At 44.7% G+C, this 15,731-nt stretch carries 11 protein-coding genes; all 11 read right to left on the bottom strand.

What is annotated here, in order from left to right; all coding sequences use genetic code 11:
- Nucleotides 1-627: 627 nt before the first annotated feature.
- Nucleotides 628-3,132 carry an ABC transporter permease gene (locus tag H8704_RS06965; RefSeq protein WP_249297781.1) on the bottom strand — a complete coding sequence of 835 codons (2,505 nt, stop codon included), beginning with the start codon at nucleotides 3,130-3,132 and terminating at the stop codon, nucleotides 628-630.
- Nucleotides 3,119-3,820, bottom strand: coding sequence for an ABC transporter ATP-binding protein (locus H8704_RS06970; RefSeq protein ID WP_249297782.1), 702 nt, complete (start codon nucleotides 3,818-3,820; stop codon nucleotides 3,119-3,121). The genes H8704_RS06965 and H8704_RS06970 overlap by 14 nt, the downstream gene beginning before the upstream one ends.
- Before the next feature lie 160 nt (nucleotides 3,821-3,980).
- On the bottom strand, nucleotides 3,981-4,901 hold the full coding sequence (locus H8704_RS06975) for a sensor histidine kinase (protein ID WP_022465767.1): 921 nt from the start codon (nucleotides 4,899-4,901) through the stop codon (nucleotides 3,981-3,983).
- Nucleotides 4,889-5,557: a response regulator transcription factor gene (locus H8704_RS06980; RefSeq protein WP_118679116.1), complete on the bottom strand. Its 669-nt coding sequence runs from the start codon at nucleotides 5,555-5,557 to the stop codon at nucleotides 4,889-4,891. Before H8704_RS06980 ends, H8704_RS06975 begins: the two co-directional genes overlap by 13 nt.
- Before the next feature lie 111 nt (nucleotides 5,558-5,668).
- Nucleotides 5,669-6,775 (bottom strand): tetratricopeptide repeat protein, encoded by a 1,107-nt coding sequence (locus tag H8704_RS06985; protein ID WP_249297783.1) that lies wholly within the window; start codon nucleotides 6,773-6,775, stop codon nucleotides 5,669-5,671.
- Between the two features lie 14 nt (nucleotides 6,776-6,789).
- A complete protein-coding gene (locus H8704_RS06990) occupies nucleotides 6,790-9,423 on the bottom strand; it encodes a DEAD/DEAH box helicase (RefSeq protein WP_249297784.1) in 2,634 nt (877 codons plus the stop codon).
- A gap of 79 nt (nucleotides 9,424-9,502) precedes the next feature.
- The gene (locus tag H8704_RS06995; RefSeq protein WP_022465771.1) at nucleotides 9,503-9,991 is read right to left on the bottom strand and encodes a hypothetical protein; all 489 of its coding nucleotides are present in this window, start codon (nucleotides 9,989-9,991) and stop codon (nucleotides 9,503-9,505) included.
- Between the two features lie 84 nt (nucleotides 9,992-10,075).
- Nucleotides 10,076-11,173, bottom strand: coding sequence for a glycoside hydrolase family 53 protein (locus H8704_RS07000; protein WP_118679144.1), 1,098 nt, complete (start codon nucleotides 11,171-11,173; stop codon nucleotides 10,076-10,078).
- Between the two features lie 198 nt (nucleotides 11,174-11,371).
- Nucleotides 11,372-13,411, bottom strand: coding sequence for a beta-galactosidase (locus H8704_RS07005; RefSeq protein WP_249297785.1), 2,040 nt, complete (start codon nucleotides 13,409-13,411; stop codon nucleotides 11,372-11,374).
- Between the two features lie 95 nt (nucleotides 13,412-13,506).
- Entirely contained in the window at nucleotides 13,507-14,349 is an 843-nt protein-coding gene (locus H8704_RS07010) for a sugar ABC transporter permease (protein WP_249297786.1), read from the bottom strand.
- A gap of 2 nt (nucleotides 14,350-14,351) precedes the next feature.
- A complete protein-coding gene (locus tag H8704_RS07015; RefSeq protein ID WP_249297787.1) occupies nucleotides 14,352-15,596 on the bottom strand; it encodes a carbohydrate ABC transporter permease in 1,245 nt (414 codons plus the stop codon).
- Nucleotides 15,597-15,731: the final 135 nt, after the last annotated feature.

Here is a 15,731-nt window from a genome sequence, read left to right on the forward strand (position 1 = left end):
TCTTTTTTGTATAAATTGCCGATAGTTTTTTTGTTGTAAACGAGTATAATACTGGTTACAAATAACACAGGCTCACTTGCTGGCATGTGTTTTTGGCCGACGAGGCCACAAATGAAAAGATACTTTGACCGACGAGGTCGCTCTATTTTTCAGAGTAGGGTATGGTTAGCGCTATACCCTTTTTTCATACATAAAAATTAAGGAGTACTATTATTTGAAAGAATATCTAAAAGCTCAAAACAAAACTACGGACGCTGTTATCTCTAATATGTTCGCAACAGATGAACTTGATCGCTTCTCTAAATCCGATTACCGCTGGGCTGATAACCGAACAAAACAATATCGACACAGAACTGTGAATTTTCTTTTATAAAGCATCATTCCATTTTAAAACTGAATGACATACGAACTGTCAGCGTTAACCGCATCTTATATCAACATCCCGGTGTAATTCCTCCTTCTTCTGATACATATAAAAAAATAGAAGAGCTGGTTCTCCAAAAATATTTTCCTGATTTTATTTATGAATATGCACAAATAAAGCAGAAACTATCCGATACAGAAACAGCTCTTCGAAAAAAGGAAGAGGCATTAAAATCCCTTTCCACTTATTAATTGATCCCCCTTCTATTCCACCCCTTTGATCCGTTCCACCACGGTTCCCTGTCGTTCCAGCACCTTCCATGTTACCACCGGAATTGCAATGCAGACCACAAAGCTGATAGCCGCTGCCAACAGAAGCGGTACAACTGGCACCAAAAACGAAACACCCCGGTAATTCATTGTCTGATAGATCAGATAGACGATTCCCAGTCCTGCTGTCAGCGTAAGCCCCCATGCTCCCCCTGCATAAAGAGCTCCTTCCCGGACAAGCATTCCCATGAGCTGCCGGTCAGTCATGCCGACACTTTCCATCACTGACAGCTCCGTCATCCGGCTCTGCACGTTTACCACAAACGTATTCATATAGTTCATGATCCCAATAAACGCAAGAATCAATACAATACCCATTCCGATCTGAGGCATGTTGCCCTGTGCCTTTCGCATTTCGTCTGCCTCCTCGATCTTGGATTCCCAGGAAAAATCCCGTGCATTGGCATCCTTCTTCAGAAGTGACAAAACCGCCTTCTCCGTTCCACGGTCATACTCCTTCTTATAACAGATCCCCGCTTTCAGAATAAATGCTTCCTCGTCAAACGACTTCACCACCTGATCGCTGACAATGAGTGTTGGTGGATATCCAAGAAGTGCCGTGTAATAGGAGTCATCCGTTACACCTGCCACCGTAAAGCTTTTACTCTTGTTGCTATCTTGATAGAGCGTACATGTCACTTTTTTGCCCACGAGATCCTTATCGGCAAGCTCCAGTCCATTCCGGTAAATAATACACGCTTTTCCTGTGATGAAATCCTTTTTGGATATGGGCGTTTCAAACGTCTGATTCAGACGATCAAATTCCTGTTCGTCTATGCCGAGCAGACTGGTTCCAAAGTTTTCAGGATGCTCCCGGTACTCCTTTCGCTCCTTTTCATAAGGTATGCTCATCCATTTTTCATAAAATTCCTTCATCCACGTTTCCATGAAATCCGGTTCCCATGGAATGGTAATCTCCGAAAATAACACTGCATGCATCTCGGTAACGTCTTTCCGGCTTTGAATCGACTTCACCAGGGCACTGCTAAAAATATCTTTCCGATCCTTTGCCTTTTCCTTGGTGCCTGTATCGTTTTGGATAACGAGATCTGTGTCCATGTTATTGGACACGATCGCGCGCGCAGCCTGGCCACCCAGCATTGTGACAACACAAAGATACACAGACAGACTCATCGCCAGAGACAAAAGAACCATCGCGGTCCGTTTCTTATCCTTCACAAACTGCTCCAGGGAAATCCGTGTGATGACATTTCCCCGCGTTGCTTTTCTGTCTCTCCTCGCTCCCGATGACGGACGGTATCCCAGTGCTTCCAGCGGAGAAATCTTTGCCGCCTTTCGCACCGGCTTCCAGCCCGCCAGACCGATCGTAAGCCCCGCCAGCAATATGGTCACCGCCAAAACCGCCGGGTGAAACTGTACACCGATCGCACCCACATACCCCTTCCGTATTCCGAGACTTTTTACGATAACCGGAATCAGAAAAAACGAAATAAACGCTCCTGCCACACAGCCGCTTCCGATGCCTGCAGATCCTACCAGAAGAAGCTGTTCTTTCAGCATACCCCTGATCTGCCGCTCCGTCATGCCGATGGTCTGAAGCAGTCCATAATGCCGTACCCTGCCTGCCACAGAAAGATACATAATATTGTAGATCAGCAAATAAGCACACAGACAGGTAATGATACTCAGCCCGATAAGTCCTTCAAGGATCTTAACGGATTCCCCCAGATCTGAGACAAAAAAAAGATTCTGCTGTTTCCCCAGTTTCATACTCTTTATAAATGCATTCTGCGTTTTCTTTGTCATCAGTCTCTGACGAAAGCTTATAAAATATCTTCCGGATGCAGCATCGGAACGCTTCCATCCCGACTGCTCATAAAACGCTTTAGACATATAGAACATCTTCTTCGTTCCGTAACCATCCCATATCCCGCTGATCCGAAAGGTTCCCTTCTGTACACCAATATACTCCCCATAAGTCACGGTAATGGAATCACCGACCTTAAGCTCTCCGTATCCGCATTCCTCTAATGCCTCTTTTGTCACCATGATCTCATCTTCCGCAACCGGATATTTCCCCTCTAACTTCTCCCTTGCCGGTTTCATCATTTTTGACCAGTAATTTTCATCTGCCCAGCCAAGTCCGACGTTCGGTGTATTATCGCGGTCCGTTTTCTCGACCCAGCCGCAAAGACCAAGAAAGCCGGTCAGCGTAATATCCGGATTCTTCCCGCACTTCTGCGCCTGTTCCCCTGTTACACCATACATGATCGCATCAAACTCCGCCCCGGACAGCCGGATGTTTTGAATCTTCTGCAGTTTAAAATAAGTGACACCTACCGTAAAGATTGTAAATATCATAAAGGCAGAAAGAAAAATGGCCAGAAATAACGTCACAGTCCTCCTTTTGCCTGTCTTCAATGAATGATGTGCCATTCTCTTAACAACTGCATTGTTGGGATTTTTAAGCATCGACATCACTTCCCTTCCGTGTGTCCCCTACGATCCTGCCGTCCTCAATATGAACAATACGGTCGGCGAGCTGGGCAATATCCCGGTCGTGTGTGATCAGGATCAATGTCTGACAAAACTGCTTTGCCGCCATCTTTAAAAGCCCCAGCACATCATGGCTGGTGGCACTGTCCAGATTTCCGGTAGGCTCATCTGCCAGAATAATTGCAGGCTTCGCCGCAAGTGCTCTGGCAATTGCGGCTCTCTGCTGCTGCCCTCCCGACAGATTTCCCGGCAGAGTGTCCTTTTTTTCGGACAGCCCTAATAACTCCAGTATTTCTTTGACATACTCCCGATCCACATGTCTGCCGTCCAGCTCCACCGGCAGGATTACATTTTCATACACGCTCAGATCCGGCACCAGATTATAATTCTGAAAAATAAAACCAATATTTCTTCGCCGGAAAATAGCAAGCTGCTCCTTCTTTAACCCCAAAAGCGCCTTGCCATCTACCACAACCTCTCCCGAAGTGGGGATATCAAGACCACCCAGCATATGAAGCAGTGTGCTTTTGCCTGATCCGCTCTTTCCGATAATGGCCACAAATTCATGCTCCTTCACACAAAAATCAACGCCATCCAAAGCTTTTACCATATTGTTTCCCATTTCATAATATTTCTTGAGATTTTTCGTCTCTACGATATACTTTCCCATGGTTTTTCCTCCTCTTTCAACAGATATAATGCCATGGATCACTCCGGTGCCATACAATTTCCGGAATATTGCAAGCATCCCCAATCCCTGACTCTTACATCATATCATCGAAAAATCACAAACCGGTCTCAATGAAAGATCATCACAAAATTGTGACTTTTTATACAGGAAGATACAACCGGAAGCAGGCTCCCTTCCCTGTCTCTGACCGCACCTCAATGTAGCCCTTCTGTAATTCAATAATCCTTCTGGCAAGATATAGTCCGATTCCCACACCGGGTTTATCGTGAACCTCCGGTTCCCGGTAAAATCTCGTAAAAATCTGTGCCTGCCGTTCCACGGCAATTCCTTTTCCCGTATCCGCAATGGCAATCTGCCAGAATATCTCCTGTCTTTCCACGGAAAGATGAATCTGCCCACCGGATTCCGTATACTTCACTGCATTGTCCAATATATTGGACACCGCCTCCTGCGTCCATTTTCCGTCATGAGGCACCATCATTCCATCCGGACAATCCACAAACAGATCAATCTCCTTGGCCGCTGCCGCCGGAACCACATCCGCAACAGCCCGGCGGATCGTCTCTGACAGATCCTGTTTTTCCTGCCGGATCTGCAAAATCCCTGTCTCCAGCCGGGACATTTTTACCATACTCTGCATCAGAAAATCCATTTTTTCCGTCTGTTCGCACAGCTTTGCCAGAAATCCGGTCCCCTCCCCGGAAAGTGTTTCCTCCTCCAACAACTCCACATACAGCTTCATATTTGCAAGAGGCGTCCGCGTCTGATGGGAAATGTCCGAGATCAGTCCCTTGACCGTCTCCTTCTCCCGAAGACTTTCTTCCTGCTTTCTTTGAAAGACATGTTCTGCCTTTGCAAGCTGTGTCTCTATGCGATCCCAGAGGCTATCCGTCAGCTCTCCCTGCCGCTTCCATTCCTTTCCGGTTACAATGGCGTCCAGTGCCTGCTCCACCTTCCCGGCAAACTGCGCCGCCTCTTTACGCAAACAATAGTTTCTCCACAAAAGCACCACTACCGCAATTCCCAAAGCCATCATTCCGATTCCAATTATCCAATCCATTGATATCCCACTCCATATACATTAGAAATATATTTATGCTCCGCATCCTCCAGCTTCTGCCGCAATCGGTTTACATTTACTGCCAGAGCGTGTTTATCCACAAACTGACCGCCACTGTCCCATAAACGGTCCAGCATCACCTCGTAAGTCAAAAGCTGCCCCCGGTTTGAAAGAAACAGACGCAGCATCCGGACCTCTGTCGGCGTCACGCTGCACTCTCTGCCATCCACATACAGTCTCGCCTGCTCCAGATCCATCCTCAGATGATCATCCTGAAACACCTGACTGTCCGCCGGTGTCAGCCTCTTTAAAACCACATCCAGCTTCTTCAACAAAATCTTCATAGAAAAGGGCTTCGTCACATAATCCTCTGCTCCCGACTCATATCCCTCCAGCGCATCCTCCTCCAGATCCCTTGCCGTCAGATAGATCACCGGCACCTCTCTCTGCGCCTTTGCCCAACGGCAAAACGTGTAGCCCTCTCCATCCGGCAGATTCACATCCAGCAGCACCAGACAAATCTTTTCCCGGACAAATATTGTCTCCGCTTTCCGGATGCTGTCCGCACGAAATACGCCATATCCCGCTTTTTCCAGAGCATAACCGATCGTCTGATTTAAGTCCGGATCATCCTCTATGATCAAAATATTCTGCATGACTTTCCTCCTTTTTGCACATTGTACCACGGAAAGGATATAAAAAGAGAAAAAAAGCAAACAATCTCAATATTGTGAGAATGTTTGCTTTTTATGATCCCTTTCGATTTGTTATTTCTTCTTGATGTTCTGTCTACATTCTGCCAAAACCATCTTTGCTTCCTCAATCCAGCCGTACTCCCGGTCTCCGTCCTTTTCACATTCCGCGATCAAAAAAGCTGCCTTGTCAAATTCGTTCTCGCCGATATAAGCAAATACCAAATTGCCGGAAGTTAGATCCCAGTTATTGTTTTCGTCATTTTTATGTTGTCTTATTGTCTCCCCCAGCTCAATCGCAAGAAACGTCTGTCCCATCATTAATTCAATATACATCAGCTTTTCCATAATATTGAGATTTTCCTCCTGATGTAATGCGGTCTTATATTCCTCTTCCGCTTCATTGTACCAGCCAATCTCAGAATACAGATCCCCTCTCAGTTCCCGTGTTTCCATACAGTCATCCTTTTCCACCGCCAGATTCGCATAAGCAAATGATTTGAGCAGATCACCGGTTCCATCAGAAAATTCTTTAACGCATTGGTCCATCAGCTCCTCCGCCGTTTCTCCATGATCCGGTGCACATTCCGACAAAGTTTCTATCGTATCATAAATAGGGATACACTTCTCTTTCATGGACTCCAGATAAGCAATTACTTTTGGAATAATTTCTTCCTGCGCATATTCTGAATCTGCATACCATACCTGTGACTGCCCCATCCCTTTTCCTTTACCTGCAAGCGGTGCACGGGGAACTACAAAGCTCCGATCCTTCTCGTCAATCAGATAACAGTCCTTTTCCTCTGCCACAAAATTGTAACTGTTTCTCCAGTCACCACAATACAGGGAATCATAAAACTGCTGCCAGAAACGATACATGGTCGCATGCTCATACCAGCCAACAATCTTGCTGCTTTTTCCATCCGAGGCAACCCATACCACTGTCATATCCCGTACTTCATCAAAATCCCGTAAGATCTTATCATAACGCTCAATATGAAGTTCCTCTCCCTGATGCATAACATATCCATAACACTGATGATTGTACGGGGCAAAATTATAAATTTCTCCTCCTTCCTTGTTTTCTTTAACATATTTTCCACCGTTGACCGGCTGGTCATCCTCTGACACACCGGAATAATATTTCATCCATGCAATCTCGCAAAATACAACTTTTTTCATTTTCTTTCTCCTTATCAATAATCAAATTTTCCATCAAAATCTCTCAGAATATAATCAAGAAAATGCTCTTGTATCTGAAAATCCTTATACAACCGTTCCTTGTCCCGAAACTCCTTCGGATGTCCTGTAAATTCCTGATGCAGGCATTCATGGTAGATTACAAATTTTACAACCTCCTTATCAACACTCTCTGAATTTAAAAGAGAATTAATATATATCAGATTGTAGTCATGGTAAAACACGCCCCAATATGACGCCATTGCACGATCTGTCCATTGAATTTCCGGCCGTACAAAATCCTTCTGCAAATGCTCTCTGTTTTCCTCAATGACCTCCGTCAGCAAATCCTCGATACTCTCCTTCATTGGTTCCGGAGACAAATGAAAAACCTCTTTGTCTACTTCCTCCACACGGGTACCGATAGGCACAATCCCATTTGGAAACATCAGACAATTCATCACTCTTTTTTTGTAATATTCAAAGTTTCCATAAAGACTTTCCGCAATTTCCCTGTTCTGTTCATATGCCTCCCGGATGCTGTTCATAGTGTCGGTGTATGTCATATCTCCCTGCTTGATCCTCTCAGACAAAGCAAACGGTTCCATTTGATCACGTACTTCAAAACGCTTTAACTCCGGAAATGTTTTTTCCTGTCTGATATAACAAAGCAGATCCTCTAACTCCTTTTCTCCGGGCAGCATACCAAAATTTCTAAAATATCGGGAAATCAACTGCCGCCCGGTTGTATTCTCATCTTCGAAATAATTCTGTGAATCCTCTTTGAATGCCTGATATCCCCCCAACTGATTTTCAAACACTAATACCCTGGCATCATTTCCATATTCATCAATGACATCATACCATCCCACCGGCAATGTCCCCTGACGAACTTCGGCAAATTCTCCTTTGTAGCTGATTCCCCGCACAATATCGCGAATTGCGTCCATTGGTATCATATCATAAATATAACGCTTTCTTTTCAACGTCTTCTCCTCCGGATCCTCCATCCCCAAAAGGAACTGCGGGTTCAGCCAGCTTGTAATGCTAGTCCACTTATCACAAAAATCCACAATATTAACGGTATCTGTACCACCGCATCCTGCTCCCCGCATTCCCCTGCCGACCATTTGCATCAACAGTACGTCACTGGTCGTTGGTCTGGTAAGAAAAACGGTCTGAATATCCGGAATATCGCTTCCCTCTGTCAATATATTGATGTTGATCAAAACATCAATCCCATCCTCTGCCTCATTATGCCGGAAACGGTCAATGGTTCTCTGGTTTTCTGCATTGCCGATCATCGTGTAAACGTAGTCACTTCGGATTCCCTTCTTCCGAAACGCCTCATTTAACGAATCACAATGAATCGCATTTAATGCAAAAATAATTGTCTTTCCGTATTTTTCCTTATTGCGCACATATTCGTCCACAATAATATCATTTCTCTCATTTATTTTTGCAACCTTCATCACCAGAGATTCCGGCAGTTCTCCCCATTTGGCAATATATTTCCGCTCATCAATATCGATCAGTGTTTCAATATCAATATTGGTATCCACAGGAATATATTGCGGCGTTGCCAGGGTCTTGTCAGCGATCAGATCACTCATTGTCACAGAAAATACAATTTTATTATCAAAAATTTTCATCAACTGCCCTGTCGCCTTCTCCGTCAGGCGCACCGGCGTCGCCGTAAGCCCCAGAAGCTTGGCACCCGGTCTTTTCTCACGGATCGTCCGGATAATCCTCCGATAAGACGGTGCCAATGTATGATGTGCCTCATCTACAACGATCATTACCTTCTCTGCCAGAATATTTGGCAGATATACGGTATTGTTACACAGACTCTGCACACTGGAAATAATCAGATTATCATCCGGTTCCATCGCCCGCACACTCGCATGCTTCCCGGAAATACAAACCATTTTAAACTGCTCCATGGATTGATTTTGTTCCCTGATCAAAGGGGAAAATTTGTAAAACTGCTCCGCCGCCTGCTCGATCAGCATAGAACGATGACACAGCCAGATCACCTGATACCCCTGACTGATCATATCGTGAAGCAGATAGTACACACTGGTTCTGGTTTTTCCACTTCCTGTCGGCATAGACAAAATAGCGGAACTACGATCTTCGTTCAAAAAGTACTGATGCATCGCCTCCACCGCTTTTTCCTGATAAGAATACAATGTAATTTTATCCGGTTGTGCAATGGTCAGATCCAACGTCTTAGGAAGCTGGAAAACACTCTCCTCATCATTGTACACAGCCTTTCCCGTCATACGCAGCTCACTTAAATAAACATCACATAAGGTCTGTGTCATTCGTTTCTGACGCAATGCAAAAAGCATTTCATCGTTTTCTCCCAGATGGATACCACCATAGTTCAATCGCTCCAACCGGCGCACCACCTGAATTAAATGATTGGATCCGTTGAGAAAATAATCTTCAATGGATTTTCGATATTTTCTTACAAAATAGTCATCCGGATAACCACAAATATAACTGATATGAGGGATCAGAAATTCTACATCCTTCTCCTCATACACGTTTCCTGGTCGTAACCTTGCCGGTGTCTCCTTTCCATAAGCGATTGCTTTCAAAAAATCATACGGGAAATTTTCCCAGGTAAATCTTTTCTTTGACATATGCGTCAACTCCTTTCTTTATGTTGATGCCATCTTACCAAACCATAAAGCCCCACATTGGGATTTTTTATCCCAACTTTTAAATTTTATATTCAATATCCAGATTTACCTGATTGCATGTATCAAAGAACTCATCAAGATCATAATGATTTTGCAGACAATGTACGATCACGGCATCTAATAGAATTTTATCCGGCTGCAGAGCGTGATCTCTTAATTCGAATAATTCGTCGGCTTCCTCCAGGGAAAGACCACAGGCGATCACAAACTTTGCAAGCATTTCCTTGGGCAGGGTTTTCCCACTGCGCACACGTATGTATTTTCTGACCGTTTCATATTTCAGATTGCATTTCTGGCTAAACTGCTCTTTCGTATCAAACAGCTCCCGGATCATATCATTAATACGGATATTCAGTTCATCAAACCGGTCCATGTCTCCCCGCGGCAGCCTGCTTAATTGCTGCGGGGAAAACATCGCACTCGTTTTCTCTTTCGCCACAGTCTGCTCCTCCAGACCGGTCAATTCAAATGTATGATTTCGTAAATAATCCATTGTAATATTCTTCATATTGTGCCCTCTATTCTTTTCTTTGACTAAATATGTCAATAGTACCTTCTTCTTAATTACACTAATTTTTTCTCTCCATTTTCCCTACCGGAAATCCCGGATTCTGCGCAGCGCCGGCAAAGAATTTCCATCATAATCAAACAATGCCTGATTGGCCCATTCATTTCCTCCCGGTCCCTCCTCGCCGGTATAACGAAGTGCCGCCTCCGTGGCCCATCCGCAGCCCGGCACCGGAATCCATGCCGGCTCCCAGTAGTAAAAGCCCAGACCGCCGGGAACAGACTTGATCCTGTGCATAATATCCTCCATAAAATCTGCCTGCCCCTTAGGAGTCATAGGATATTCCAGATTTTCCACAAGCTCCGGTTTTGTTGCCATACCCTTTAACCTTTTATCCGGATCACCCTCCCGGTCACGGTAATCCTCCATGGTAAATCCCATAGATACCTCCGCTACCACCAGCTCTTTCTGATAACGTTTCGCCAAATCCCGCATATTGTATTCCAGCTGATCCAGCGTTCCATGCCAGAACGGATAATAGGAAAGACCGATCACATCAAAATCCTCCCCACGCTCCATAAAATGATCAAACCATTCTACATACATTTCATTAAAGCCGCCATTATCCAGATGGATCATAATTTTCACCTGATCATCCACCTCTCTGACACCACGGATTCCTGCATTAATATATTTTGCAAGCTGATCGAAATTGGGTTTCTGACCGGTCGGCCACAAAAGTCCGTTAGTGAGCTCGTTTCCCACCTGTACCATGGTTGGGGCCACACCGGCCTCCCGCAGTACCGTCATTGTACTGACCGTATATTCGTACACTGCCTCTTCCAACTGCTCCGGTCCGTATCCCTGCCATGCCTTCGGCACAATCTGCTTACCCGGATCTGCCCAGAAATCACTGTAGTGATAATCCAGCAAAAATCCCATTCCTGACGCTTTTGCCCGTTTTGCCATACAGATCGTCTTGTCCAGATCATTGGTTCCCGCACCATACGGATTCCCCTGTTCATCATAAGGATCATTCCAGAGACGCAGGCGGACAGAGTTTACTCCGTACCGCTTCAATATATCCAGAAGATCAGCTTCCTCCCCAAAATCATAATATTTTGCCCCACACGCTTCTTCCTCCAAAAGCGTAGAAATATCCATTCCCTTGATCATTTTCATGGTCTTTCCTTCTCCTTTCCATATCACAGATTTGCAACACAAGGGAGCTTGTTCCCCCGCATAAAATTCCAGATAATAAATCACAAAACGGCAGCCCTGTGTCCAAATACAGAGCTGCCGTCTGAGACGATACATTTATATTTAATACATTAGGTATTAAATACTTTCCTTATTGGGAAATCAAATTTCCCCTTTATATTATCCCTGTTTTACTTTTACCACCATCACACCATACGGTTCCAGCTTTACGGTACCATCACAAAGCTTCTGTGTCAGCAGATCTGTTCCATTGATTTCGTCTATCTGCTTTTCCTTTTCTTCCAGATTTAGCAGGAATATATATCGCTCGCCCCCGGCTTCTCTTACATGATATTCTACTCCTTCCGGAAGTTTTGGCAAGTCCAAACCACTCCGGGACACAAGCAACTCCAGAATACGCCTGTTTGCCTGTGATTCCATACGCGCTGCCACATAACATACCGTTCCCGCTCCATAAGAATGCTCTGTCACCGCCGGCATTCCCTGATAAAAGTCCGCATCATATTGTCCCAATATTCGGACATCTTCCTGCACACGAAGAAGCTCTGCATAATCCCGCACCTGAGCTTTGCTTCCATCCCACAATGTTACCTGATTGCGATCCGTCGGATAAAAGGTATCAATTTCTTCACTGATAACACCAAATACATCCTTTAAGCCATCTCCCGGAAATCCTCCGAGATAACAAAGCTGATTCTGATCAACATATCCCGTCACATAGGTTGCCAGAAGCTGTCCGCCTTTTTGGATATATTCTTTCAACCGTACAGCTGTCTCCGGCTTCAGCATATACATCATCGGGGCTACCACAAGCTTATATTCACTAAGCTCCTCTGTCTGCGGAATTATATTCACATTTAATCCCATGGATGCCATCAGACGATACCACTCCATACAGGTCTGGGCATATTTTTTCGTCTCCCGGGCAAGTCCCATCATATCATTCACAGCCCACATAGTATCCCAGTCCAGGATCAATGCAGCCTCTGCTTCCGGCACACTGCCTGCAACCTCGGCCAACTTCTCCAGGTCCTCCCCCAGTGCTGCGACCTCACGGAATGTCCGCGTGTCATCCGTACCCAGATGATCCACAACGGCTCCATGATATTGTTCATAACCGCCTCTGCCCTTGCGCCACTGAAAATACTGCACAGTGTCCGAACCACAGGCAACCGCCTGCAGGGAAAACAAACGATGTACATATGGTCGTTTTAGTTTATTGTATACATGCCAGTTCACCAGTCCCGGTGCACTTTCCATCAGCATAAATGGTCTGTCCTTTTTCATGGACTGCATCACAGTATTATGAAAGGCCGTATTCCACATAGTGGTTTCAAAGCTCTCATGATCATTATGAAATCTAGGGTAAGAATCCCAGGATATCACATCCAGCTCCTTTTCCATTTCCCGATAGTCAAGACCCTCATACAGCTCCATAAAATTAGTCGTAATAGGGAGTGTACTTCCCAGTCCACGAATAGTCTCAATCTCTGATTTCAGATAATCCGTCATATTCCATGTGGTAAATCTCCGCCATTCCAGATCAAGGCCCATGCTGCTGCTCTCACCATACTCCAGTGGTGGTTCAATTTCCTCAAAGCAACTGTAATTATGACTCCAGAAAGCATTCCACCAGGCTTTATTCAACTCCTGAATATCATTGTGAAATTTCTTCCGCAGATATTCCTGAAAGCGCGCTGCACAAAGAGGACAATAACATTCTCCTCCCAGCTCATTGGAAATATGCCACAGCTTGACACCCGGATGTGTTCCCACCGCCTCATATAATTTTTCCGTAATTTCCTTTACCTTCTGACGAAATACCCGAGAGCTCATACAATGGTTATGGCGGATTCCATGATGCTCCCGCACGCCATATTTATTGACACGGCGTACCTCCTCATACTTCCGGTCCAGCCAGGCAGGGCGTGCTCCCGACGGCGTTGCAAGCACCGTACAGATACCATTTTGATACAAAGTATCTATGATCTCCTGCAGCCATTCAAAATGATATTCGCCTTCCACCGGCTCATAAACGGCCCAGGAAAATATGCCAAGACTTACGGTATTGACATGCGCCTTTTTCATCAGACGGACATCCTCCTGCAATATATCCGGGCGGTCCAGCCACTGGTCCGGATTATAATCTCCTCCATGAAGCAGCCCCTGCTGCCCCTCAAACAAAAATGATCTATTCACGTTATTAACCCTAGCCTTTCTTATTGTAAACTAAGACCTCCACAATAAAATTTCTGGTGCGCCCATAATATTTCTTATGTCAGAATTGTTAGTTATCACCCTTTTACGGCGCCTCCGGTTACACCCTCCACATAACATTTCTGCATCAGCACAAACAAAATGGAGATTGGAATAGAGATCAGCAGACCTCCTGCGCAGAATACAGCAAAATACTGATTGATCAGGCTTTTATCCAACATATTGTAAAGACCGATCGCTACCGTCCAGTCTTTGGAAAGTCCGGAGTTTAGCATCAGCTTTGCAAATACGAAATCCCCCCACGGAATCAGGAATGAGCTGATGATCTGGTACACAATGATAGGTTTACAAAGGGGCAGAACCACCTTTATTAAAGTTGTGACTTCCGATGCACCCTCAATATGCGCTGCTTCCCGCAGGGACTCCGGAATCGTGTCCATAAAGCCTTTGACGATCAGAAATCCAAGTCCGGAGCCTGCCGAATAAACAATGATCATTCCCAGATGGCTATTGGTGAGTCCAATGGATTTCAGAATAAAATAAATTGCGATCATCAAAAGCGGCCCCGGAAACATATTTAAGATCAGAGAAAAACTCATCATGCCTTCCCGTCCCTTGAACCGCATACAGCTCATTGCATAGCTGACCATCACCACAAAGATTGTTGAGATAATGCAGGTAAAAACCGCAATGACAAGGGTATTTTTAAACCAGGTCACATACTGCACAACGGAATCCGGTTTAAAGAGAACCTGCACAAAATTATCAATGGACCAGGTTTCCGGAAAAAAATGAGAGATATTGATCCCTTTGTATCCGCTGAACGCTGTCACAACAAGCCACAGGATCGGCAACAGCCAGACCACTGCCAAAAATGCAAGTACGATATGTTTTACAATGATTCCTACTTTTTTCTTCATTTCTACATACCCCCTTCCCCGTTTCTCTTCATCATTTTAGAGAAGGAAACCAAGGTAAATGCAGCACAAATGATAAATACGATCAAGCCAATGACGGATGCCATCTTATAATTATAGTATTCATTCGTCAAACGGAACAGCCAGGTAACCAGCAGATCAACTTCTTTACCGTTGGAGTTGGCAAGTGCCTGATCCGGCGTAATATATACATCCTGTGTCAGCAGATAAATGACATTGAAATTATTGATATTCTTTACAAAGTCCGTGATCAGTGCCGGACCCTGAACGATCATGATATAAGGCATCGTGATTTTCCAGAAGATCTGGAATTTATTGGCACCGTCAATGCGGGCACTTTCCAGCTGATCCACCGGAATATTCATCAAAACTCCTGTTGCGATCAGCATCTGATACGGCACACCTACCCAGATATTGATCAGCACGATCATTACCTTCGCCCAGTGTTCCTCGGTCAGAAACGGAATATAATTGATACTCTTGCTTACCAGACCTACATGCTGCAGAAATCCGGTGATCCCCAGATTGGAGCAGATCGTATTGACAATTCCGGTATCCGCAAAGAAATTCCGCACCAGAAGCAGCGTAACAAACTGCGGTACTGCAATCGCAATAATAAAAAGTGTTCTCCACATTTTCGGCCATTTTGTTGTTTTGGAATTGATCGCCTTTGCAAGGAGAATACCACCGAAGAATGTGGTAAATGTTGCCAGTACTGCCCACAGCAATGTCCAGCCAAGAATCTTACGAAATGCGTATCCAAAGGTGATCGTCATGGAATTGGCAAACAGGCTCTTAAAATTCGCAAAGCCAACCCAGTGAAACAATGCATTGGGCGGCATATGGTTCTGATCATAATTAGTAAACGCCACAGCGATCAGCACCAGGATCGGCAAAATGTTCATAATGACCACGCCCAGCGTTGGAAGTGTCAGCAATGTAATATGAAACTTTCCGTTTACCATCACACGAAGATCTTCTTTGAACGTATTGATATGTTCGCCGTTTGCCTGCTTCTTCTGGAGGCGGTAAACACACTTCAGATTATGTATATAGAATAAAATAAACACAAAGATGATAAACAACATAATAATGGAATTTAGTAAGATCAGGAATGAGTTATCATAATTGTTTATTGTTGCTTTCATAGTCAGGGGATCAAATGTCTGTTCATAGGGAACAGTTCCCAGCGATCCAAATTTTGCCAGATTGGGAATTCCATAAAGCACAAGCATCAGAATAAATGAGACTATGAGAAAAAGTCTGTAAATAAGATTCTTCTATGATAATGAAAGGCAAAAAATTCTTTGTCAGAGCTTTTTGCCCTTTAGTTATATATAACAGTTGAAAAATGACATGTCAAG

The sequence above is a fragment of the Jutongia huaianensis genome (genome assembly GCF_014384985.1).
Taxonomy (GTDB): Bacteria; Bacillota; Clostridia; order Lachnospirales; family Lachnospiraceae; genus Jutongia; species Jutongia huaianensis.